Below are 22,712 nucleotides of genomic sequence, written 5' to 3'. Positions count from 1 at the left end.
CATCCCGATGTCAAAAAAAGAAGACCTGATTGCACGCCTGAAAGCGCTTGGCGCTGAACTGGGGCGGGAAGTGAATCTGTCAGGCTCAAACGAAGAAATGGCACTTCGAATCGCCGAGCTTGAAGAGGAACTTAATGATGACGATGGGCTGCCGGGGCCAGATGTGGTTACTGGTGGAACAGTGGATGCCATCAGTATTAATACCGCCCCTGTCACGAAAGAGCCCGGCCTTGCTGTGCAGGATATTGCAGATCTGGTGACTGTTAAAGCGCTGGTGACCCTGCATATCAATGCCTTGCATGAGACATCAAATGAGCTGGTGGCGATTGCCGAAGCAGGTGTAACGGTCCGCGTGACACAGGATATCGCCGCCGACCTGGACCGGAGCGGACTCGCTACTATTGAGTGAACAGGGGGCGGTGTGGCTGATTTCGATAATATCTTTGATACCGCAATGGCGCGTGCTGATGACACTGTGCGCAGCACGATGGGGACCGACGCCGTCGTCACATCGGGCGCTCAGCAGGGCGATATTTTAAAGGGTGTCTTCGACGATCCTGAAAATATTGGCTATGCAGGCGCGGGTATCCGTGTGGAGGGATCCAGTCCCTCCTTTTTTGTGAAAACGTCAGCGCTGCACGGGCTCATGCGTCTTGATACGTTGAGTATCAACAGTCAGCAGTACTGGGTTGATCGTATCGGTCCTGATGATTGCGGTTCATGTCATATCTGGCTCGGTAGCGGTGAGCCGCCTGCAACATCCCGCCGTGCTGGCAGGGAGGGAGCAAATGTCCGTCAAAGGCCTTGAACAGGCAATAGCCAATCTAAACGCCATCAGTAAAACCGCGGTGTCCCGCGCATCTTCCCAGGCCATCAACCGAATCGCCACACGTGGCGTATCCAGGAGCGTGAAAGTTGTCGCTGCTGATACCCGCGTGCCGCGCAAACTGGTTAATCAGCGCGCCCGGGTTAAAAAAGCCAGCGTATCAAAACCGGTGGCAACTATCCGTGTGAATCGCGGGAATTTGCCCGCCATCAAACTGGGTGTTGCCAGCGTCAGGCTGTCGCGGCGCAAACGAGACAGACAGGGGGCAAACAGCGTGCTGCGCATTGGTGCATTCCGGTTCCCCAATGCCTTTATCCAGCAGCTTAAGAACGGGCGCTGGCACGTGTTACGCAGAACGGCAAAACCGCGTTACCCCATAGAGGTTGTCAGCATCCCACTTGCCGCCCCCCTGACGACCGCATTCAGGAAAGAACTGCCGAAGCTTATGGAGTCCGATTTACCAAAAGAGTTGCAGGCAACCCTCAAAAATCAACTCAGGTTAATTTTGACACGATGAAAAACAGTGACATCCGGCTGGCTGTTATCGATGCCCTTGAGGCAGAAATCGGTGACGCAGCCCTGTATTTCGACGGACGGCCTGCCGTTTTCGAGGAAACTGATTTTCCTGCAATTGCGGTGTATCTGACAGATGCAGCGCCAACAGGCGAGGAAGTGGACGTCGAACTGTGGCAGGCCGTACTGCATATCGAAGTGTTTCTTCCGGCCCAGGCCCCTGATTCTGAACTTGATGAATGGGTCGGGACGCGTATTTTCCCTGCGCTGAATGACATCCCGGCGCTACGAGAGCTGCTGACGCTGATGAATATTCAGGGATATGACTACCAGCGGGATGACGTTCTCGCGCTGTGGGGCTCTGCAGACCTTAAATACACCATTACTTACGAAATGTGAGGCAACTATGGCAACACCTAATCCGCAGGCACCCGTTAAAGGTGCCGGGACAACACTCTGGTTGTACACCGGTTCAGGCACAGCGAATCCGCTGGTCGATACCGACTGGACGCGGCTGGCTCAGGTCAAGGAACTGACGCCCGGCGAACTGACGGCAGATTCATTTGACGACACGTATATTGATGATGCCAATGCCGACTGGACTGCTACCGGGCAGGGGCAGAAATCTGCGGGTGACACGTCTTTTACCCTGGCCTGGAAACCCGGCGAGCAGGGACAAATTGCGCTGGTGCAGTGGTTTGAAGACGGCTCAAACCGCACGTACCGCATCAAATACCCTAATGGAACGGTGGATGTGTTTTCTGGCTGGGTCAGCAGCCTGGGTAAAGCCGTGACGAACAAAGAAAACATTACCCGCACGGTCAAGGTCACTAACAGCGGGAAACCCTCACTGGCAGAAGACACAGCCACACCCGTTATTGCTGTTACCGGAGCGTCGTTTGATAAATCGACAGCGGCTGTGGCCGTGGGGGCAACCACAACCCTGAACCTGTCCGTTCTGCCTGCCAGTGCGACCGATAAATCATTCCGCCTGGCGTCATCCGACCCGTCAAAAGCGACAGTCAGCGTGGCCGGTAGTGTTGTTACCGTCACGGGTGTTGCAGCCGGGATTGCCGAAATTCTCGCGATTACGAATGACGGCTCGTTCGCGGCTGTCAGCAAAATCACCGTATCCTGATCGGAGTCATTCATGTTCCTCAAAACTGAGCCGCTGGAATACAACGGCGAAACCATCACGCTTTATGAATTATCAGCGCTGCAGCGCATTGAGTTCATCGGCTACATTGCTGAGCTGAACAAGTGGGTGCCTGCTGACACCACTGAAATGAGCGAGGAAACGCTCGCAGGGATTGTGACAGCCATTAATGTGAAGATTAGCGCGCGGATCGTCGCCATGTCACTGTGGCAAAAAGCAGGATTAAAGGGGCCATCCGTTGAAGAACTGCATCAGGAAGTTCTTTCTGGCTGGCCTTTGCCTGCTATCTCCGAAGCGGATTTCATTGTCCGTAACCTGTCCGGAATGTTGCCCGTTGCGTCCGCAGTGGGTGACGAGGACGCCGTTGAAAAAGAGGAACAGACCCCGGAAAAGCTTACGCCGCAGCCCTGAACTTCGCCCTTAAACTTGCCCGTGAGTTCCGCAGACCTGACTGGCGTGTGATGATGGCGCAGATGTCCTGCACCGAACTGAGCGAATGGGAGCAATTTTACGACGTCGAGTATTTTCAGACGGACCTGATCGATACCCATTTCTCATGCCTTAGCCACCACATCACCAATATTGTGTGCAAAGACCACGGGCTCACTCCCGCAGATTTCAGCCTGCTCAATCCCCAGACACGTCCGGAACCGGACACCGAAACGTCCGACGAGGCCATGATGCTGGCCGCCGAAGGCATTACAGGAGGAATACGTTATGGCCCAGGCGGTGGGTGATCTCATTGTCAATCTGGATTTAAACGACGCTAAATTTACCGAGCGGTATAACTACGTCAAACGGGGGCTGGAAGGGATCGGGTCTGCGGCAAACGATGCGGCACTGGAAGTACAGAGCGCATTCAGTCGTCAGGAAATTGCTGCAAAAAAAGCGGGAATTTCGATTGGCCAGTACAATGCCGCTATGCGCAGCCTGCCCGCGCAATTTACTGATATTGCGACGCAACTGGCTGGCGGCCAGTCTCCATTTCTGATTCTGCTCCAGCAGGGTGGGCAGATTAAAGACCAGTTTGGCTCCACCCGAGGAGCACTTATAGGTGTCAGTTCTTATCTTCGCACAATGGCTGGAATGATTAACCCAGTCACACTCGGCGTCGGTACTCTTGCCGTTGGTGTTGGTGCGTTGATTTATAACTGGTATCAGGCGCGACAACAATCAGAGGCATTTAGTCAGTCTCTTGCCAAGACGGGAAATGTCAGCGGGCAGACCGCTGACAGCCTGGCTCGAGTGGCTGCTCAGGTCGCCAAAAATGCTGACGTGAGCAAATCGTCCGCCGCCGCCGTAGCGCAGGCAACCAGCATCGGCCTGACAACAAACCAGATAAAGCAGGTCAGCGAGACAGCACTCATTATGTCCAGTACTACTGGCGAGAGTGTTAAAAATCTGGTGAATGAGCTTTCAAAAATTCCTCAGGACCCCTTAAAAGCCTTTGTAGACATCAACCAGCAATACAACTTCGCTAATCTCGCTCTTTATGAGCAGGTTAAACATATGGTTGATTTAGGCGATAAGGCCGGAGCCTCCAAACTCATCATTGATTCTCTCAGTGAAAGCCAGAGGAATTTTAAAGATAACTCTAAATCCAGCCTCGATGAGCTTGCGAACTACTGGCAGGGGCTGATCGATAAACTAAAAAATTATAAATTCTGGTCGGATAACGTTGCGGATAGTGCAACAACAGTAAAACTACCTCAATTCACCCCCGGCACAGGCTCGGTAGTGGTTGATGGTATCAACGACACTATGGCCCAGGGGAATAAAGAACGCCAGCAAGCTTTAGATAACCAGATTGAGAAAGAAAACCATCTTGCTGTGATTAAGGAACAGCAACGCAATGCTACTGCTGAATTAAACCGGCAACAGGTCTCGGCAAATATTGAAGCTGATAAATTTCTGGAATCAGCCAGGACAAACGCTCAGATCCGTAACGACCTGCAGACGAAATATCAGCGGCAACTTGAACAGGGGCTTATCACACAGGACAAGTTCAATAAGCTAACCGCCGCGATCAATGAAAAATATAAGGATCCCAAAACCCCAAAAACAACGGTTCCGGCAGGTGACAAAGCAAGCGACAGGGAAGCGGCTGAACTTATCGCCCTGCAGGCACAGCTTAAAGTGCTGCAGCAGCACACCGGATTAAATGACGTCATCAGTCAGCAGCGTAAAGACCTTTGGAAAACCGAGGCTCAGTTCTCTGTGCTGGAAGAGGCGGCAGGCCAGCGCAAGCTGTCAAAAGAGGAAGAATCGCTGCTGGCAAACAAAGCGCGCATTCTTGCCCTTGCACAGCAAAAAGCCCTTTTAGGCGACCAGATCACCGCACAGGAACAGCTTAACAAGCGGATGGATACCGCGACGAAATACGCCAATCAGATGTCAGCGAAGCAGTCGGCCTTAACCGATTCTGCGACATTAAGCGACCGCGCCGCCGGGCGAAACCTTGCGTATGCACAACTCAGGAGCGGATGGGAAAATGCCGGGGGCAAGACGACTGACGTCGATTATCAGCGTGAACTCGCCGCATTAAATCAGTATTACGCCGCTGAGGACAGTCTTCGCGGTGACTGGCTCAGCGGCGCTAAGAAAGGGTTCGCCGAGTATCTGGATTCAGCAACAAACGTATATTCTGCCATGCAGAATGCCGCATCCAGTGCACTTGGCGGCATGAGCGATATGCTGACTGAACTGGTGACCACCGGGAAGACTTCCTTCAAAAGTTTCACCGTTTCCATCCTCAAATCGATAATTCAAATCATTAATCAGTTGCTGGTGGCCTGGGCCGTTCAGAAAGCCATGGGGTGGGTTGCTGGCTCTTTCGATGGCCCGCAGGGCGGTGGAATAGGTAGTCCCAGCTTTGTTGGCCCGGTACAGGCCTGGAAAGGCGGCTATATCCCTGAATACGACGGCGGCGGTTATACCGGACCCGGCGGTAAATTCGAGCCAAAAGGGGTTGTTCATGGCGGCGAATTTGTCTTCACCAAAGAATCTACTGCTCGCCTCGGCGTGGGAAACCTTTATCGCCTGATGCGAGGGTATGCCTCTGGCGGATTCGTCGGGAATGCCACATCGGGCAGTATGCAGACTGGCGTCAGCGTCTATGCGCCCGTATCTGTCACGACGCCACAATCCTCTCAGGGTCAACAGGGTTCGGCAAATGCTGGTGCGCTTGGTCGGGCTTATCAGCAGGTTGTCGACAAATCTATTCGGGAAGGCATTGAAAGAGAATCCCGACCGGGTGGAATGATTTGGGCTCTGACCAAAACGAGGTAAATATGGCTATTGATGCGTTTGCCTGGAAAATTCAGGCATCGGGACAGCCTGCTGTCACCGTCAAAGATAATATCCGTAAGGTTCAGTTTGGTGACGGTTATACGCAGGTAAGTGGAAATGGGCTTAATTCGGAGACCCTGAATTACGCATTTTCCTATACAGGGAATAAAGATACTGCACTTGAAATTTATGCATTTCTCCGGAGCCATAAAACAAAATCATTTTCTTTTCAGCCCCCCTATGGGGAACTTGCGTTATGGCGTGTTCAGGCTGACAGCCTGCAACTCATCGTTAAAAGTAAAAAACTAATTACCATCACTGCAACCTTTGAACAGGCGTTTGCACCATGAGTCTGAATAATGATTATCAAAAACTGGAGCCGGGAAATGAAATCCGGCTTTTTGAAGTTGATGGTACCTCTTTTGGCGTGGGGGCAGTGCTACGATTCCATAGCCACAATATTGCGCATACCCCGGCAGAAATAACTGCAGCAGGTAGTGATGAATCAACGCTTCCGGCTAAATCCATCTGGTGGCAGGGTAACGAATATAAAGCCTGGCCCTGCCAGATTAACGGACTGGAAAAATCGACTACCGGCAGTGGCGCCACGCCAAAACTGACAGTGGCGAACCTTGACGGCTCCATCACTGCGTTGTGCCTTGCATATGACGACCTGTTGAAAGCGACGGTAACGATACACGACACGCTGGCGCAGTATCTGGATGCGCGTAATTTCCCTTCCGGCAATGCCACGGCAGATCCCACTCAGGAAAAGTTGCAGGTCTGGTATATCGACGGGAAAAATACCGAAACATCAGAGGCTATCGAGTTTCGGCTAACCAGCCCGATGGACCTGCAGGGGGTAATGATCCCGACCCGTCAGCTTCATTCTCTCTGCTCCTGGTGTATTCGTGGTAAGTACCGCAGCGGTGATGGCTGTGACTATGCAGGCACGAACTACTTCGACAAAAACAATAACCCGGTGGCAGATCCTTCACTGGACCAGTGCAACGGCACCCTGACCGCCTGCAAACTTCGTTTCGGGGAAAATAACGAACTTTCTTTTGGCGGATTCCCCGGCACGTCACTCATCAGGAGCTGATATGCGTCAGAAAACCATAGATGCCATCATGGCGCATGCCGCCGCTGAATATCCTCGTGAATGTTGTGGTGTGGTGGCACAGAAAAGCCGCATTGAGCGGTATTTCCCGTGTCGGAATCTTGCCGTGGCGCCGGAGGACAATTTTGTCCTTTGCCCGGAAGACTACGCCGCCGCCGAAGACTGGGGAACGGTAACGGCTATCGTGCATAGCCATCCTGACGCAACGACGCAGCCCAGCGAACTGGATAAGGCGCAATGCGATTTGATGGCGGTGCCCTGGCACATCGTCAGTTGGCCGGAAGGTGACCTTCGCACAATCAACCCGCGCGGCGAATTACCACTGCTGGAGCGTCCTTTTGTGCTGGGGGTTTACGATTGCTGGGGGCTGGTAATATCCTATTATCGGCAAACGTATGGTATTGAACTGCCGGATTACCGCGTTGATTATCCGTGGTGGGAGGACCAGTACCCAGACAATCTCTACCAGGACAACTGGTACGCCTGCGGTTTCAGGGAGGTTACCGGTACGCCAGCACCCGGCGACGTGCTGATCATTCAGGTGCAGGCCAATAAGTGGAACCACGCCGGAGTATTGCTGGAAGGCAACATGCTGCTTCACCATCTGTACGGACACCTAAGCCAGCGGGTACCGTACGGTGGCTACTGGCAGGAAAGAACGATGAAAATTTTACGCTATAAAGATAAATTACAGACTGCTTAAGCGTGATTTTTTTCGTTAACTTCACCAATAAAAATGCTATTCACCGTTGCGATACCTTTTTTCACTGGTAGGATTGGTCCTTTCTATTACTTATGGGAATAGGGATGTGATTAAGTTATTACCAATATTGGCAGCTATTATGCTTGCTGGTTGTGCAACTAAACCTGTTGCGAATGATCAGGCAAAAGACGCTCCATCAAAGCAAATTATCGATTCATCTTTATTATCTCCAAAGACTGGAACAGGGAAGGTAATTATTAAACGCGACTCAGGTTTTATGGGGAGCGCCTGTATGAGCAGGGTCTATGTTGATGGTAAAGAGATTGCGGACTTAGATACCGCTCAAAAGGTAGTTGTATATCCGCCTGTTGGCGAACATATTTTTAGCGCTTGGCCAAAAGGTATTTGCGGAGGTGGAATGAGTGAACAGTCTGGGAAGGTTACCGAAACAAAAACTTTGATGTATCGCATTGGTTACGGTACGAATGGTGACTTTGGTATACACCCTACTGCTTTTTAGTTAATTTCGCAGAATGTTAACCCATCGTAAGGTGGGTTTTTTATTTTGGAGATAAAAATGCAAGAAATAATGACGCAGATAGAATTGGGTGGTTTGCTTGGTAAATATTTTGGTAAAACACATCATCGTTTAATTAGTACTATTCATGAGGCGCCACGTGCTTTGGCCGCTACCATTAAAGGCTTTGAGCAATTCATGCTTTCCAGTAAACGCCGTGGATTAACTTATGCAGTATTCCGAGGGAAAAAGAATATTAAAGAAGATGATCTCGGTTTTCCAGTTAATGAAGAGATAATTCGTATTGTTCCGGTAATTATAGGAAGTAAAAAAGCAGGGTTGTTACAAACTATTCTGGGAGCTGCTTTGGTTGTTGTGGGGGCCGTAACTCAACAATATTACTTAGTAGCAACCGGTGTTTCTTTAGCTGCAGGGGGCGTAATCCAAATGCTTTCACCTCAGCCTGCCGGGCTCACCAGCAAACAGGATGCCGATAACCGTGCTTCCTATGCGTTCGGCAGTGTGACAAATACAGCCACGCAGGGTTATCCTGTACCTCTGTTGTACGGCAAGCGCCGCATCGGTGGAGCAATCATTTCCGCAGGAATTTACGTTGAAGACCAGCAATAAAAACACCTCAATTTAATAACCGCCGACTGGCGGTTTTTTTATGGGCAAAATATGGCAAATAAGAAAATTCAGGGGCGAAAGGGCGGATCTTCATCTCCCCGTTCGCCGACAGAACAGCCCGACGATCTCCAGTCGGTAGCGAAAGCAAAAATCCTGCTGGCGCTGGGTGAGGGCGAATTTTCCGGCGGCCTAACAGGGCAATCTATTTTTCTGGACGGTACGCCGCTGCTGAATGCTGACGGTTCGTCAAATTTCAGCGGTGTGGCCTGGGAATTTCGCTCTGGTACGCAGCCACAGACCTATATTCAGGGGATGCCCGGTAGTGAAAATGAAATCAGCCTGGGCAGTGTGGTTGTTTCCAGCACTTCGCCGTGGACCCGAACACTGACCAATACACTGCTTTCTGCCGTTCGCCTGCGTCTTAAATGGCCGTCAATTTTCAGGCAGGAAGATGATGGCGATCTGGTGGGTTACAGCATTAATTACGCCATTGATCTGCAGACAAACGGCGGCGCGTTCCAGACGGTAATCAACACCTCAGTCAGCGGCAAAACGACAAGCGGTTACGAGCGCAGTCATCGCATCAATTTGCCAGCCGGTGCCACAACGTGGACGGTTCGCCTGCGCAAAATTACGGCAGATGCAAACAGCGCGAAAATCGGCGACACGATGACGCTCCAGAGTTACACGGAGGTTATCGATGCCAAGCTTCGCTATCCCAACACAGCACTGCTCTATATCGAATTCGACTCCAGACAGTTTAACGGCTCCATTCCGCAGATATCCTGCGAGCCCCGCGGGCGTGTTATCCGCGTCCCTGATACCTACGACCCTGAAACACGCACCTACAGCGGTACATGGTCAGGGGCGTTTAAGTGGGCGTGGACTGATAACCCGGCGTGGATATTTTATGATCTGGTGGTAACCGATCGTTTTGGGTTGGGCGACAGGCTGACGGCAGCTAACATCGATAAGTGGATGCTGTACCAGGTTGCACAGTACTGCGATCAGCTTGTCCCTGACGGGAAGGGCGGAGACGGTATGGAGCCTCGCTACACCTGCAATGTTTATGTGCAGGACCGTAACGACGCATACACAGTCATGAGGGATTTTGCGGCTATTTTCCGGGGTATGACGTACTGGGGCGGCAATCAGATTGTTGCTCTGGCTGATATGCCGCGTGATGTCGATTACAGCTACACCAACGCAAATACCCTTGACGGTAAATTCACTTACAGCAGCAGTACCTCAAAAACCCGGTATACCACTGCGCTGGTTTCATACTCCGACCCGGCGAACGGCTACGCCGACGCAATGGAACCTGTCTTCGAGCAGGATTTGGTCAGACGCTTTGGCTTTAACCAGCTTGAACTGACAGCTATTGGCTGCACCCGGCAATCGGAAGCGAACCGCAAAGGGCGCTGGGGCATTCTGACCAATAACAAAGACCGCGTGGTCACCTTCTCTGTTGGTCTTGACGGGAACATCCCACAGCCGGGATACATCATTGCGGTCAGTGACAGGGACCTGGCCGGAAAAGTGACAGGCGGCCGTATCAGCGCGGTAAGTGGTCGTGTACTGACGCTCGACCGTGTGCCGGATGCCGTAGCGGGTGATCGCATCATGGTGAACCTCCCGACAGGCGCATCACAAAGCCGCACCATTCAGGCTGTCAGCGGTAATAAAGTCACCGTTTCGACGGTGTTCACTACAACGCCAGAAGCCCAGGCGGTGTGGGTGGTTGAGTCGGATTCGCTTTATGCCCAGCAATACCGCGTCGTCAGTGTTACGGAAAACGACGACGGCACATTCACCATCGTGGGTGCCGCACATGACCCGGATAAATATGCCCGTATCGATACAGGCGCGGTTATCGATCAGCGCCCGGTAAGCGTCATCCCGCCGGGTAATCAGTCTGCACCTTCGAATATCGTCATTTCCAGCTACGCCGTTGTGAATCAGGGGATCAGCCTGGAGACAATGCGCGTCAGTTGGGACCAGGCACCAAACGCTATTTCGTACGAGGCCCAGTGGCGGCGTAACGATGGCGACTGGGTGAACGTACCCCGCAGTTCTACCGCGTCGTTTGAGGTGCCGGCCATTTACACCGGACGTTATCTCGCGCGGGTGCGGGCTATTAACGCGGCTGAAATTTCCTCCGGCTGGGGATATTCAACCGAGACAACACTGACCGGGAAAACGGGAAACCCGCCGAAACCTGTCGGTTTCACGGCATCGGACAATGTGGTTTTCGGCATTGAACTGAACTGGGGATTCCCTGCGAACACGGACGACACGCTGAAAACGGAAATTCAGTACAGCGCCACGGGGACGACTGATGATGCGTTTTTGCTGGCGGACGTGCCTTATCCGCTGCGCAAATATCAGCAGATGGGCCTCAAAGCGGGGCAGATTTTCTGGTACCGCGCACAACTGGTGGACAGGACCGGGAACGAGTCGGGTTACACCGACTGGGTGAAGGGACAGGCCAGTGTTGATGTGTCTGATATCACTGATGCCGTGCTTGAGCAGATCAAGGACACTGAACTGTTCAAGGATCTGATTGAAAATGCCGTGGAGAAAAGTGAAAAGGTTGCTGAACTGGCAGAGGCGGTAAGTCAAAACGCCGACCAACTGGCGGCGGCAGTGGGTGCGAACCGGCAGACGGCAGAAGCCATCATTGGTAATGCCCTGGCCATCGCTGACATAGTTGTCAGGCAATCTGCACAGAACGGGGCGAACAGTGCAACGTTCACCCAGTTGCGGGAGGTCATCGCCACCGAAACACAGGCCCGCGTTACGGACGTGACGCGCCTGGAGGCGAAAACCGACCAGAACTCGGCACAGGTAACGCAACTCACGCAGGCGCTTACTGACGAGACGCAGGCCCGCGCCACGGCGGTTGATACGCTGACGGCGCAGACGGAAGAGAATACCGCTGACGTAACGCAGCTCACGCAGGCTGTTTCCACGCTTGACAGTTCTACCGCATCCCGTTTCGACGAACTGTCAGGGAAAACGGCTAATGCTGCTGGTGGGGTGCAAAACACGGCGATTGCACTGATTCAGAACACACTGGCGCAGGTCAACACACGGATGACGATGAGCGTTCAGTTTGGCGCTAACGCAGCGGGTATTCAGCGCGTTGATAACGTGATGGTGGATGCAAGCCGCGCCGTTGCGGAGTCTCTGAAAACCCTGGATGCCACGGCTGGCGGTAACGCCAATATCACGGATTTCGCAAAAACAATTTCTGATTTTTCGCAGACCTCTGCAACGAAAATCAACTCACTGAGCGTTACGGTAAACGGCCAGGCTGCGGCAATTACCACGAATGCCCAGGCGGTAGCGGATATCAACGGCAACCTGAACGCGATGTACAGCGTCAAAGTTGGCGTGGATGTGAACGGCGTGCAGTACGCGGCAGGGATGGGTCTGGGTGTGCAGAATACGCCTGGCGGCATGCAGTCACAGGTTATCTTCCTTGCTGACCGCTTCGCTGTTATGAGCCAGGCTGGTTCAGCCGTCACGCTGCCGTTTGTTATTCAGAACGGTCAGACTTTCATTAACGATGCGTTTTTCCGTGATGCCAGTATTCAGTTCGCGAAAATCACCGATTCATTGAAGTCGAATAATTTCGTTTCTGGTCCGAATGGTGTCGGGTGGAATTTGCCAAAAAGTGGCAATGCTGAACTCAACAACGTAACGGTTCGTGGGACTGTTTATGCGACGGACGGGGAGTTTACCGGGAAAATCAATGCGACCAGCGGCTCGTTTAAGGGCACCGTTCAGGCCGACGCATTTGTTGGCGATGTGGCTAACGCTCAGGTATTCGCCGATACATCACAGGACAGCAGTTCGGTATCACGCACTTTCACTTACACGGACAGCACCAACAGCAATCTTGATAAGCACGTCACACTGATGGCTGTTTTTCGGGTGACAGGTTCGTCAGGCTCCGCGACGGCGACATTTAACATTGCAGGCCAGACTAAATCGTATTCCGTGTTATCAACCAACACTACCACGGTGTGTTTGATGTTTTCCGCGCGGGTTACAAGCCGTGTCGTTAACTGCTCGATCTCTTTAACTGCGCAGGTGGGTGTTTCGTCCACGGTGACTATTTTCTCACCTACCATGCTTATTGCTCGCGGCGGCGGCGCGTTCGTACAGACTAACTAACCCCAACTCATATAAATATGAAACCCGCCCCGGCGGGTTTTTTTATGTCTGGAGAAAATATGATTTACACAACTGGCACCATAGCCATCAGCGGCAATACGCTGACGGGTACTGGCACGAACTTTACAGCGGCAGGCTCACTGATCCGCGTTGGGTGCACCCTGGTCACTCTGGCGAACCCGGTACAGGTATTCCAGATAACGGCAATCAACAGCGCAACCCAACTCACCGTAACGCCAGCGGCAAACCCGGCAATTGCAGCCGGTACCGCTTACGCCATCCTGCTGAGCGATTCGCTGAGCGTTGACGGACTGGCGCAGAATATTGCTGAGACGCTGACGCTGTATCAAAAAAATATGAGCGGCTTCGCTGACGTGATGAACGGGGCGGGTGACGTCACTATCACGACTAACGGTGTACCAGTAACAGTTCCCGGCCAGAAATCGCTGGCAAAAAAAGGGGCTAACTCAGATATCACAAGCCTGTCGGGGCTAACGACCGCATTGTCACTTTCACAGGGAGGGACCGGGGCGACAACCAGAGACGCTGCGCTGTCCAATCTGGGTATCACCTATGTCGGCTCAGGAACAAACGCCAGCGTGATAAAAATTGGCAATATTTATCAAATGGATTTCCTCATAAGTGGCGGGGCACCAGTAGGAGCATATAATCCATCAGTGGTGGGAGGTCTGACTTATTACACTCACTACTATAAATTAGCCCTGCCGATGGCATTACCAAACGGCATTATGGTCGCTCTGGCAAATATCATAGGTGACAGGTTTGGTAATCAAAACCCCGGATACAATGCAGACGTAAAAACATGCAGAGACAACGATAACGGCACCGGGCTATTGACAACATATTTAACTGTCAGCGTTAAAGCAGTTCAGACAGGCTGGATCCCGTATTTTAATGTAAGAGTGGTGGGGTATTGATATGAAATATTTTTACAGCATCAGCACGCAGGGATTTTACCTCGATAACGGTATGCTGGATGCGTATAAAGCGGCTGGCTCACTACCTGCGGACCTGAGAGAAATCAGTGAGGCTGACTATCTGGCGTTTTTTAATCCTCCTGCTGGTTACGTGGGGATATTTGATGAGAACGGCCCACGCGTTTCGCGACTGCCAGAACTGGACCCGGTGGCGATAGCAGAAAATCAGCGGCGGCTGTTGCTGTCAGAAATCGCCCCGACCATTTCTGTATGGCAGACAAAAATCCTGGTGGGTATGAAACTGAGTGATTCAGAGACTGCAGCCCTGCATGCCTGGTTGAGTTACAGTGATGCGCTGAATGCGCTGGATATCACCGTGCCAGATATTCAGTGGCCTGAAAAACCCGACCCAACCTCCTGAACAGCACATTGCGCTGCACTGAAACCAAAAAAATCTGCTGCTTGAGGGCAACAACAATCAGCTCTTGGTTGAATCGTGATTTTTCATCAGCGCCACAATCCGTTCAGAAAAGTGTTTATCATGCCGGAATTCTGTTTCTGAATAGATCAGAATTTTAGAGTAGTGTCATAGCTAACTGTGCAAGGAAATGAGAAAACATGTAATATTGCAATTCCTTCATTACATTGAAATGTGTATCTTCGATTTTTATGACTAATTCTTCTTTTAAGGGTGTACAGGCGTTGAGAGGATTTGCAGCGCTTAGCGTCGTGTTGTTTCACTTCCGGTGGAATATCAATGCGGTTAATCCAGGTTTAGGCGATAAGCTTTTCGGCTGGGGGGCAACCGGTGTAGATCTGTTCTTTCTTATAAGTGGCTTTGTCATAACTCTGAGTGCGGCCAGATCCCCTCAGGGAATAAGAGGAATGCTAAGTTTTTTGAAAAAAAGAGCATTGCGAATATTACCTGCCTACTACATTATTTTGTTGTTCACTTTTTTCCTAACGGGTGCAATGAGTACGTTTCACTATCAAGACAAAACAGCTAATTTAATAAGTGCAATTACTTTTATGCCGATTATGTCTGACCACGCACCTTTCTATGTAGATGACAACGGAGTGTATGGCATAAGATGGACATTGAATTATGAAGTTATGTTTTATATTTTCATTTCAGTAGCTTTGCTTTTTACAAAGCGTTGGATATGGAGTGGGGTTTTCTTTGCGATAAGTTTAATTATACTTCCTATATTGTTAGGGTACTCATTAATTTTAGAGCCAGAAGGTTATAAAACATCACATCCATTACTCGGCCTAATAACGAATCCAATAATCTGGTTGTTCATTGTAGGTATGATGCTTGGTTTGCTCCTACCTTACCTGAAATGGGTCTCTCCTAAGATTATGGCGTGCGCTACCTTTTTTAGCATAGTTTCCGCAGCATATTTTTTCAGCCATGGTTTGTTTACGGGGCATGGAATACTTAGTTCAGGATGGATTTATGCTTTGATACTAATCAGCGTAGTGCTGTCGGAGGATGTCATTGGTAAATATGTTCCGAGTGTTTTACTATGGCTGGGAAATATATCATTCTCACTCTATCTTATACATACCTTAATGAATAATGGAATTGGGAGTCGCTTTTCAATTATCGGTCTAGAAGACGGCTACGGAAGATTTTTACTTTCACTGGCTCTCTCTATCGCACTATCCTGGCTATCGTGGCTTTATATTGAACATCCACTTTCACATGCAAAAAAAAGGACGGGCAACCTTAGGGATACATTGCCTTAAATAATCATCATCGAGCATTTATTAATGCGTTAGAGAGATAATTATTAATACAGAAGCAATAGATAATGCCCATCATGATTTATTTGTGATGGGTATTACGCTTATCAATTACAGGTCCATTAAATCTGTAATTAATGCTGCTATCGTAGATACGCCCTTCGAGTCAACATTAATTCATCGTCTGGTAGTACTAGTAATGATTCCCTTTCCGACAGCGAAAGAATCAATCTTCTTGTGACCTACCCCCCATTGCTTAAGATACCTCGATGTAAGTATGCATTTCGAACGTCTGCCCCTCGCTCATAGCAGACGGCTTAGTATATCTTGTAAGTATTAACGAATCGGGTCGATTAACTCCCATCCTTGATTTTTAACATTACCCACGGCACGTGTAACAGCGTGCCAGACAAAGTTATCAGCCGATACTGCACCATCGGCTGCAATTTCTCCCGCTTCCTTCCCGCCATTGTCCTGTCGCATCCATTCCCGGGCTGCTTCCGGCGTCAATACCAACGGTCTCCTGTCGTGAATATCGACCATGCCTTTATCAGCAGCGGAAGTCACAATGAGAAACCCCTCAGCCTCGTCGCCACGTTCGAACGGGGTGCTGCCGATCGCAGCCATGAAAATCGGTTGGCCGTCAGCGCGGTGAATGAAGTATGGCTGTTTCTTGTCGCCTTCCTTTTTCCATTCAAACCAGCCGTCAGCAAAACAAATAGCCCGGCCATGCTGCCATAACGGTTTAAACATTCTGCTGGTGGCTGCCGTCTCGACGCGAGCATTAATCAATGGTGCTTTATCCCACCACCCGGGAGCGTAACCCCAGATTACAGGATCAAGATGTAGTTTCTCGTCACGTTCAGTGAGCAGGAGAACTTTCGTGCCAGGAGCGACGTTATATCGGCCAATCGGCTCGGGGTCATAAGCTATGTCGCGTTCGGCTTCTTCCACTAGGTATACCAGATATTCTTCACGCGTTTGCGCCTGGGCAAATCGTCCGCACATGTGCACCTCCAGCCAGTCAGACTAAAAGTATAGAGAAAGAGAAAAAAGCGGCGCGCACCCGTAAGCGGATTAAGATTTAAAAGTGGTTCGGAATGTAATTTTTTGGCTCTAATCAATAAGCAGTCGGGGCAAGCTTTAGGAAATTAACACGGGCCGAAAATAGGTTATTTCAGTGAAAAAACCACACTAAGTTTGTCCGATTTTGGTCCGAATATGTCCGAATTACTTAGCAACTTGCTGATTTTAAAAGGGCACAAACACATGCTTGATTGGTTAATTAATGTGCAGATTGCCTATTAACTTATTGAAAATAAAGGGTTGTGATATATCTAGGCGAGAAAAGGAATCGTATTCGGTCTTTTTTTGGCTCTTAGTTTCCCAAAAGAGCCAAATCAGGGCATACAGAAAACAGTCAAAATTTCCTGCATACGATCTAAACCATAACATACTCTGCACCGCGGGCGTCCAGGTATTTTTGGGCATTTTAAGTTCTTATAGCCAGAAGACGTTGCGCGAAATTCTCGTCCCGCTCCTTAACGATAGGTCAACAGCGCCATTCCTGTAGGTTGAGACGTTCTGCTATGGGGCTCGCCCCGGTCGTCTGGCATGATAAGCGCGGCCTCGATGTTGTGATGATGATTCGAAATCTGGTAAGTCGTGCTGCTGTGGAAAGGCAGCGCATCAGAAAATTCATTTGCGCGGCGTCTGAGGTGTCAAAACATGTATCTGAGGGGCAACCTTATGTCTGTGGTGTTATCTCAGGGGAGACGAACCCTGGACGAAAAATAGGCGTGCGATTCATTACTGCAGAACCCTATCATCTGGTTATTGGCTTTAAATACTCACGCCGGCCCATTGCATATAGCGGTAACGACCAGTTCACGATTGATGAATATCATCGACAGATCGAGACCTTCAATAAGCTCAACAGCGAAATTTGTAAATAAAAATCCCTCAGGAGAAGGAAATCCGCTCTTCTCCTGAGGGAAGCAATTGCTTGAAAGCTAATAAATTCTTCGTTACGACCCTTAGTTTGCTAATTATAAAGAATATATGCTTTGAGAATCGTCCTGGTTTTCATTAAGCAACAATTAGCCAGCTATAGTCATTGCATCCATGCTTCATTATTATTCCCTGGTAAGCTTCATTCACCGCTCTGTCCGAGCGGTTTTTTTTTGCCTGAACAAGCGTTAGACAGCAGGCCTGGCTGGCAAAGTCTCGAAGAGAAATGGGTGAGCGGTGAGTGGGTTTCCATAATGGCGCCGCCGCTTTCTCCTTCAACCTTGTCATGATGCCTGAACATAACAAGAGACGATGACCGAAAGGCTGTGCTAATGTCGTATGCAATTTAAACAACTGAGGATAACGACATGAGCAAAGATGTTGTGGTAATACTCCCCGGTGGAAAGGTCGATCACATCTCGGTGGCGGACGACCTAAAGAAGGTCAGCTACAGAAATGATCAGCGCTCCTTCCTTGATATGCCGATCGAAACGTATGTGCTGGATGGCAAAGAGTTCCTGATAGCCAAGTTTTCTGAATTAGTCACTACGCGTGAAACTGAACAGGCCATTCGTCAGTTTTATTAACCTGCCACCAACAACTGGATTAAACCGTGGTCTGTACGGGAAAATGATTTTCCCGTGTTCTGCAGATGGCGCATAAATTATTTTGCACGTGTTAGAAAGGCCTCACGTCGAGGCCTCACATCAGGAGGCTTTTTTAGGCCATCTCCGTCTGACTGGAATACAGGCTTTTGCCGTAAGACGTGAACCACACCCTGAACAAATTGCACCGTGAGGGTAATTTTTATCCGGGCAAAATTGCGTGAAAAAAAACGAATTTCCTTTGCAGACAGGACAAACGAATTTTAAGGTTGGAATAGCCCCTCCGGGCCGTTAAATGGAAAAACCACAGTAGCATGAAAAAAAAGCCTTGAAAGATATATCGTTACGTTTTAGCCGTATCATCTCGTTTTTTACTATATGAATGCGCTGCATCAATTTGTGTGCTGACCAGCAGAACCGCTATGCGCGCCAGACAAGAGCACGTTATTGGTTGAATGTTGGTGTGGAGATATTTAGTAAATAATAGGAATAAAATAATAATTACTGGCAATGAAAATGAGAATAAAAAAGGTATTGATACCAACAGTAATAACAAAGAGCAGTGGTGATGCCACTGCTCTCAATATTTAGCGGAAAAAATCGGCCAGACTGCTATTCATATCGTCGAGTAACTGGAAGCGGCGGCGATATTCGGCACGTTTCTTACTTGGGATACTCTCAAGCGGTTTCCGTTCCAGCATTAATGGCAAACGCCAGCGCCAGGCATTATCTTTCTCACCATCAATAGAGGCCCAGAACTCATCATAGCTGGCATGGAAATGGCGGCCTTTGCTAAAGCGGTAACGCAACGCGCGAAAGACGTGACCATCATCGCTAACGCCATAAACCGCGCTAATGCCGGTGTGCGCGCACATCTGCCACAGCACTTCTATCAGCAAACGTTTAGGGAAAATACCGTAGCAGGCACGTGTTGCCACTTTGATGACTTCATGGGAGATGTTTCTGCGGGGACCCTGCAGACCGCCAATCACTAAGGCACGCTGGCCTTTTTCCTCGATCACGCTGAATGTGGCGCTCGCCAGCAGGACATTGTTGCCGTCATACAGCCACAGGGTGCTTTCGCCTTCACGCTCTGCTTTATGGGCGCAGGAGGCAAAAACGTTAAATTCGGTATCATCTTTACCTTTGCACTGCAAGATGTGCTGATGGTTGACGGCGGTCATTGCATCGGCAGCCCTGGCTGACAGGCAACTGTCAACCCACTGATAGTGGCTAACAATCGCATCGGCACGCTTTGCCGCATTGAGCCCCAGCGTCAGATATTGACGATGCGATTTACTCGGCAGTGTCACCTGAGCATTCAGTAAACGCTCAAATCCCGGACGTTGCGATAATGCGCTCAGCATTTTTACCGTTGAAGACCAGAACAACAGCGAACGGAGCAGGAATTTAAGGCGATAATTTCGTTTAGTCCAGATAGGGCCAGGAACCAGACGTCCGGAGACCAGCTCGCGAATAATATGCTGATGGTGATTTTGCAGGTGTTTTTCTTGCAGACTGATATTAGACACGGTAGGGCCCTCTGAATGTTCAATAGCTATTCTAGGGATTACGCCGTGGCAAATTAACCTGAACACTGTGGTTTATTTCGGGTTCGTTTAACGAGGATTTAAGTTGCACCGAATTTGAACATGATTACGCAGAGTCAAGTCCCCTTTCTATACTAAAAATAAGGGGGAGTTATGTATCAACGTATCGATGGGAATACCTGGCGGCATATCTGGATCGTAGGTGATCTGCACGGCTGCCATCAGCGTCTGTTGAATGAACTGCGCGAGCGCCACTTTGATCCCTATAAGGATTTACTCATATGCGTTGGCGACTTAATTGATCGTGGCCCTGACAGTCTGCAGTGCCTACAATTGCTTAAACGACCGTGGTTTAAAACGGTCAGGGGAAACCATGAGCAGATGGCTATCGACGCGCTTAACGCGGGGGAGATGACTCTCTGGTCATTCAATGGCGGCACCTGGTTCAGTAACCTCAGCGAAAAGGAACAGCACAGGGCTTACAATGCGCTACGGGAATGCGAGCAATTGCCTTACATTATTGAGCTCCACTGCGCCAGCGGGGTCAATATTATCGCCCATGCCGATTACCCGTCCGATCATTACGCGTGGCAAAAACCCGTAGACAAAGAATCGGTACTCTGGCGTCGTGAGCGTTTGAGTGAACATCTGGCGGGGAAGGGGGGAGCCATTGCCGGTGCAGACCACTTTTGGTTTGGCCATACGCCGCTTAAACATCGCGTAGATGCCAGCAATCAGCATTACATTGATACCGGCGCCGTCTTCGGCGGTGAAATGACGTTAGTGCAGGTACAGTAGTTAAAAATCACTGTACTCCTGGGCAGGGCGCCAGAAGCCGTCAATAAAATCTTCTACCGGATAGCATCCGCCATAGCGCAGACGTTGTACTTCCATAGCGACAAGACACTGTTGTTCGGTATTAAAGACATCCACAACGATGTCCTCACACCCACCGTCCAGGTAGCAAACAAACAAGACCAGAGCGAACATTCCATCCTCGGTTCATTACAGCATGATGTAATTGTAGGGGATGATTGGAGGCAGGGGAAATGAGGCAGGTAAATAACCCGTCTCATGGACGGGTTCCCATTGAATCAGGCAAGACGCATGACCCAGGTATCAGATTTCTGATCGTAATGCTCGCGGTATAAAACTGAATGTTCGCCGTCAAGGATCGCCGGAATGCTGGTTTCCGCGTCCCAGGCGTCAAGCTGCATACATAAATCCGGGTCGGATTTACAAGGGATACGCAACGTTCGCTCACCCTGTTTTTCTCCTTGCAGCTCGGCATCATCGATTTCGAATGCGCCAATGCGCACGTTGGCTTTCGTCATAATGCTCTCCGTTGATGGTAGTCATGTGGTACGACCAGTGCAGCCGCCCAACATTCAGCCTGGTACAACACAGAGCAAGATGCCAGTCAGAAAATGCTGTTTTTTTGCTCGCCGTCACGTATTGCTGGCGAACAAACGACCATCCCTTACCAGTTCGCGTGGATAGCTGTTTTTAAGTCTGCTGCCCACTTTTTTCGCCAGACCCAGCGGTTGGCGCTGATAAGTCACGATAACATCATCTTTTGCCGGAGGGGTTTCCGGATAAACATCGCGCCCGCGATACCACTCTTCCGCCTCCTGATGCGTGAGTTCAAAGGCGAGCGGGTTATCCACTCCCGCCAGGGCGATGACGGCCTCATGCTGCCAGCGATAACCTTTATTATGGCTTTCAGCGAGCTTGATACCAGGCCGAGAGAAGCGCACTTTGCCTATAAGCGGCTCGATCTGTGCCGGGAAGAGCCAAACCTCTTTATCCCGTTGCCACAGTACCAGGTCTTCGTGCCAGTGCAGGCCAACGGCGGCCGCTGCGTTAACTAACTGAGCCTCTTCCTTAGGCTTCATACGGGCAAACGGGAAGTTACCTACTTTGTAGCCTGGGGAGGGCAGCGGTGCGATTGCCGCGGTTTTACGCAACCGTGCGACAAAGAACCCTTCGCAGTCATATATTTGTGGGAAGACATGTAAAAAACCTTCCTCCGTCAGCGCTTGTTGCGCGCCCGTAAACAGCGTATCAAGGGGCAAAAATTCCACTGCGTCAGGATATTGCGCTTTTAGCCAGTGGCATATGGCTTCGTTCTCGTCGCGATTTAGCGTACAGGTTGAATAGACCAGCGTGCCGCCCGGACGCAGGGCATGAAAAGCACTATCGATCAATTCGCGTTGGGTTGCGGCAATCTCAAGATTACTGGCATGCGACCAGTTCTTTAATGCATCCGGATCCTTACGCACCACACCTTCGCCAGAACAGGGCGCATCAAGCAAAATGGCATCAAACATCTCTGGTAGCGCGGGGCCGAAGACGCGGCCATCGAAATGGGTTAACGCGACATTAGATACACCGCAGCGGCTGATATTGGCGTGCAGTACTTTCACGCGGCTGGCGGAATACTCATTGGCGAGGATGGCGCCGCGATTGCCCATACGCGCGGCAATTTGGGTGGTTTTTGAACCCGGGGCCGCCGCAACATCCATGACTCGTTCCGGCATTTCGCCATCGGCAAACAGGGCGCTAACCGGCAGCATGGAACTGGCTTCCTGGATATAAAACAGGCCGCTTAAATGTTCCGCGGTGCTACCGAGCGGCAACGCCTCTTCATCATCCCGCTCAATCCAGAACCCTTCGGCACACCACGGAATTGGCGTCAGTTGCCAGCCATAAGGCGCAATCAGCGTCAGAAAATCCTCAACGGCAATCTTGAGCGTATTAATTCTTATACTGCGTCGTAAAGGCCGCTGGCAGGCCGCGATAAATGCGTCGAAGGAGAGATGGGCTGGCAGCAAATCACGCATTTGTGCCAGAAATTCGTCAGGAAGATAAACAGCGTTTTGAGCCACAGGTTATACCAAGGAAAGCAGAGAGGTGCGCAGTGTA

Annotated in this window: 25 protein-coding genes; 20 read left to right on the top strand and 5 right to left on the bottom strand. The window is 50.4% G+C overall.

The window, feature by feature from the left end:
* The first annotated feature begins 7 nt into the window (after nucleotides 1-7).
* From gpFI to C5523_RS16595, 17 genes are all read left to right on the top strand, one after another.
* Nucleotides 8-409: a DNA-packaging protein FI gene (gpFI, locus tag C5523_RS16675; RefSeq protein WP_108701566.1), complete on the top strand. Its 402-nt coding sequence runs from the start codon at nucleotides 8-10 to the stop codon at nucleotides 407-409.
* Between the two features lie 12 nt (nucleotides 410-421).
* On the top strand, nucleotides 422-808 hold the full coding sequence (locus C5523_RS16670) for a head-tail joining protein (protein ID WP_108701565.1): 387 nt from the start codon (nucleotides 422-424) through the stop codon (nucleotides 806-808).
* Nucleotides 789-1,343, top strand: coding sequence for a phage tail protein (locus tag C5523_RS16665; protein WP_108701564.1), 555 nt, complete (start codon nucleotides 789-791; stop codon nucleotides 1,341-1,343). The genes C5523_RS16670 and C5523_RS16665 overlap by 20 nt, the downstream gene beginning before the upstream one ends.
* On the top strand, nucleotides 1,340-1,738 hold the full coding sequence (locus tag C5523_RS16660; RefSeq protein WP_108701563.1) for a phage minor tail U family protein: 399 nt from the start codon (nucleotides 1,340-1,342) through the stop codon (nucleotides 1,736-1,738). Before C5523_RS16665 ends, C5523_RS16660 begins: the two co-directional genes overlap by 4 nt.
* 7 nt (nucleotides 1,739-1,745) lie before the next feature.
* Entirely contained in the window at nucleotides 1,746-2,477 is a 732-nt protein-coding gene (locus C5523_RS16655) for a phage tail protein (protein ID WP_108701562.1), read from the top strand.
* Nucleotides 2,478-2,489: 12 nt separating this feature from the next.
* Nucleotides 2,490-2,906 carry a phage tail assembly chaperone G gene (gpG, locus tag C5523_RS16650; protein WP_108701561.1) on the top strand — a complete coding sequence of 139 codons (417 nt, stop codon included), beginning with the start codon at nucleotides 2,490-2,492 and terminating at the stop codon, nucleotides 2,904-2,906.
* Between the two features lie 50 nt (nucleotides 2,907-2,956).
* Complete coding sequence (locus C5523_RS16645; RefSeq protein ID WP_255423150.1) at nucleotides 2,957-3,232, top strand: phage tail assembly protein T; 276 nt, start codon at nucleotides 2,957-2,959, stop codon at nucleotides 3,230-3,232.
* Entirely contained in the window at nucleotides 3,213-5,783 is a 2,571-nt protein-coding gene (locus tag C5523_RS16640; protein ID WP_108701559.1) for a phage tail tape measure protein, read from the top strand. The genes C5523_RS16645 and C5523_RS16640 overlap by 20 nt, the downstream gene beginning before the upstream one ends.
* A gap of 2 nt (nucleotides 5,784-5,785) precedes the next feature.
* Nucleotides 5,786-6,133 (top strand): phage tail protein, encoded by a 348-nt coding sequence (locus C5523_RS16635; RefSeq protein ID WP_103279693.1) that lies wholly within the window; start codon nucleotides 5,786-5,788, stop codon nucleotides 6,131-6,133.
* Nucleotides 6,130-6,885, top strand: coding sequence for a phage minor tail protein L (locus tag C5523_RS16630; RefSeq protein ID WP_108701558.1), 756 nt, complete (start codon nucleotides 6,130-6,132; stop codon nucleotides 6,883-6,885). The genes C5523_RS16635 and C5523_RS16630 overlap by 4 nt, the downstream gene beginning before the upstream one ends.
* A gap of 1 nt (nucleotide 6,886) precedes the next feature.
* Nucleotides 6,887-7,606 (top strand): C40 family peptidase, encoded by a 720-nt coding sequence (locus C5523_RS16625; RefSeq protein ID WP_108701557.1) that lies wholly within the window; start codon nucleotides 6,887-6,889, stop codon nucleotides 7,604-7,606.
* A 106-nt stretch (nucleotides 7,607-7,712) separates the two neighbouring features.
* Nucleotides 7,713-8,126 carry a hypothetical protein gene (locus C5523_RS16620; RefSeq protein WP_223878716.1) on the top strand — a complete coding sequence of 138 codons (414 nt, stop codon included), beginning with the start codon at nucleotides 7,713-7,715 and terminating at the stop codon, nucleotides 8,124-8,126.
* A 57-nt stretch (nucleotides 8,127-8,183) separates the two neighbouring features.
* The gene (locus tag C5523_RS16615; RefSeq protein ID WP_108701556.1) at nucleotides 8,184-8,753 is read left to right on the top strand and encodes a tail assembly protein; all 570 of its coding nucleotides are present in this window, start codon (nucleotides 8,184-8,186) and stop codon (nucleotides 8,751-8,753) included.
* Nucleotides 8,754-8,804: 51 nt separating this feature from the next.
* Nucleotides 8,805-12,935 carry a DUF1983 domain-containing protein gene (locus C5523_RS16610; protein ID WP_108701555.1) on the top strand — a complete coding sequence of 1,377 codons (4,131 nt, stop codon included), beginning with the start codon at nucleotides 8,805-8,807 and terminating at the stop codon, nucleotides 12,933-12,935.
* 59 nt (nucleotides 12,936-12,994) lie between these two features.
* Entirely contained in the window at nucleotides 12,995-13,873 is an 879-nt protein-coding gene (locus C5523_RS16605) for a hypothetical protein (RefSeq protein ID WP_108701554.1), read from the top strand.
* 1 nt (nucleotide 13,874) lies between these two features.
* A complete protein-coding gene (locus C5523_RS16600) occupies nucleotides 13,875-14,294 on the top strand; it encodes a tail fiber assembly protein (protein WP_108701553.1) in 420 nt (139 codons plus the stop codon).
* 248 nt (nucleotides 14,295-14,542) lie between these two features.
* A complete protein-coding gene (locus C5523_RS16595) occupies nucleotides 14,543-15,625 on the top strand; it encodes an acyltransferase (RefSeq protein ID WP_108701552.1) in 1,083 nt (360 codons plus the stop codon).
* A gap of 333 nt (nucleotides 15,626-15,958) precedes the next feature.
* Here C5523_RS16595 and C5523_RS16590 read toward each other — a convergent pair whose 3' ends face one another.
* A complete protein-coding gene (locus C5523_RS16590; protein WP_108701551.1) occupies nucleotides 15,959-16,630 on the bottom strand; it encodes an SOS response-associated peptidase in 672 nt (223 codons plus the stop codon).
* 581 nt (nucleotides 16,631-17,211) lie between these two features.
* Between C5523_RS16590 and C5523_RS16585 the strand changes: the two genes are divergently transcribed.
* Together C5523_RS16585 and C5523_RS16580 are read left to right on the top strand one after the other, a co-directional pair.
* Nucleotides 17,212-17,577, top strand: a complete 366-nt coding sequence (locus tag C5523_RS16585; protein ID WP_108701550.1) for a hypothetical protein — start codon at nucleotides 17,212-17,214, stop codon at nucleotides 17,575-17,577.
* Between the two features lie 423 nt (nucleotides 17,578-18,000).
* On the top strand, nucleotides 18,001-18,219 hold the full coding sequence (locus C5523_RS16580; RefSeq protein ID WP_039078747.1) for a hypothetical protein: 219 nt from the start codon (nucleotides 18,001-18,003) through the stop codon (nucleotides 18,217-18,219).
* A gap of 605 nt (nucleotides 18,220-18,824) precedes the next feature.
* Here the strand turns inward: C5523_RS16580 and C5523_RS16575 are convergent.
* Nucleotides 18,825-19,769: a VirK/YbjX family protein gene (locus C5523_RS16575; protein ID WP_071195201.1), complete on the bottom strand. Its 945-nt coding sequence runs from the start codon at nucleotides 19,767-19,769 to the stop codon at nucleotides 18,825-18,827.
* A 171-nt stretch (nucleotides 19,770-19,940) separates the two neighbouring features.
* Between C5523_RS16575 and pphA the strand changes: the two genes are divergently transcribed.
* On the top strand, nucleotides 19,941-20,585 hold the full coding sequence (gene pphA, locus C5523_RS16570; RefSeq protein ID WP_108701549.1) for a protein-serine/threonine phosphatase: 645 nt from the start codon (nucleotides 19,941-19,943) through the stop codon (nucleotides 20,583-20,585).
* On the opposite strand, the gene C5523_RS16565 is transcribed toward pphA, so the two are convergent.
* The 3 genes from C5523_RS16565 to rsmF all read right to left on the bottom strand — a co-directional run bounded on the left by C5523_RS16565 (nucleotide 20,586) and on the right by rsmF (nucleotide 22,675).
* Nucleotides 20,586-20,777, bottom strand: coding sequence for a YebW family protein (locus tag C5523_RS16565; RefSeq protein WP_039078749.1), 192 nt, complete (start codon nucleotides 20,775-20,777; stop codon nucleotides 20,586-20,588).
* 104 nt (nucleotides 20,778-20,881) lie between these two features.
* Entirely contained in the window at nucleotides 20,882-21,121 is a 240-nt protein-coding gene (locus C5523_RS16560) for a YebV family protein (protein WP_039078750.1), read from the bottom strand.
* A gap of 114 nt (nucleotides 21,122-21,235) precedes the next feature.
* Complete coding sequence (gene rsmF, locus C5523_RS16555; protein ID WP_108701548.1) at nucleotides 21,236-22,675, bottom strand: 16S rRNA (cytosine(1407)-C(5))-methyltransferase RsmF; 1,440 nt, start codon at nucleotides 22,673-22,675, stop codon at nucleotides 21,236-21,238.
* Between the last annotated feature and the right edge of the window lie 37 nt (nucleotides 22,676-22,712).

It is taken from the genome of Phytobacter sp. SCO41, assembly GCF_003073275.1.
Lineage (GTDB): Bacteria > Pseudomonadota > Gammaproteobacteria > Enterobacterales > Enterobacteriaceae > Phytobacter > Phytobacter diazotrophicus.
This window is presented reverse-complemented; position numbering and strand designations above follow the sequence as displayed.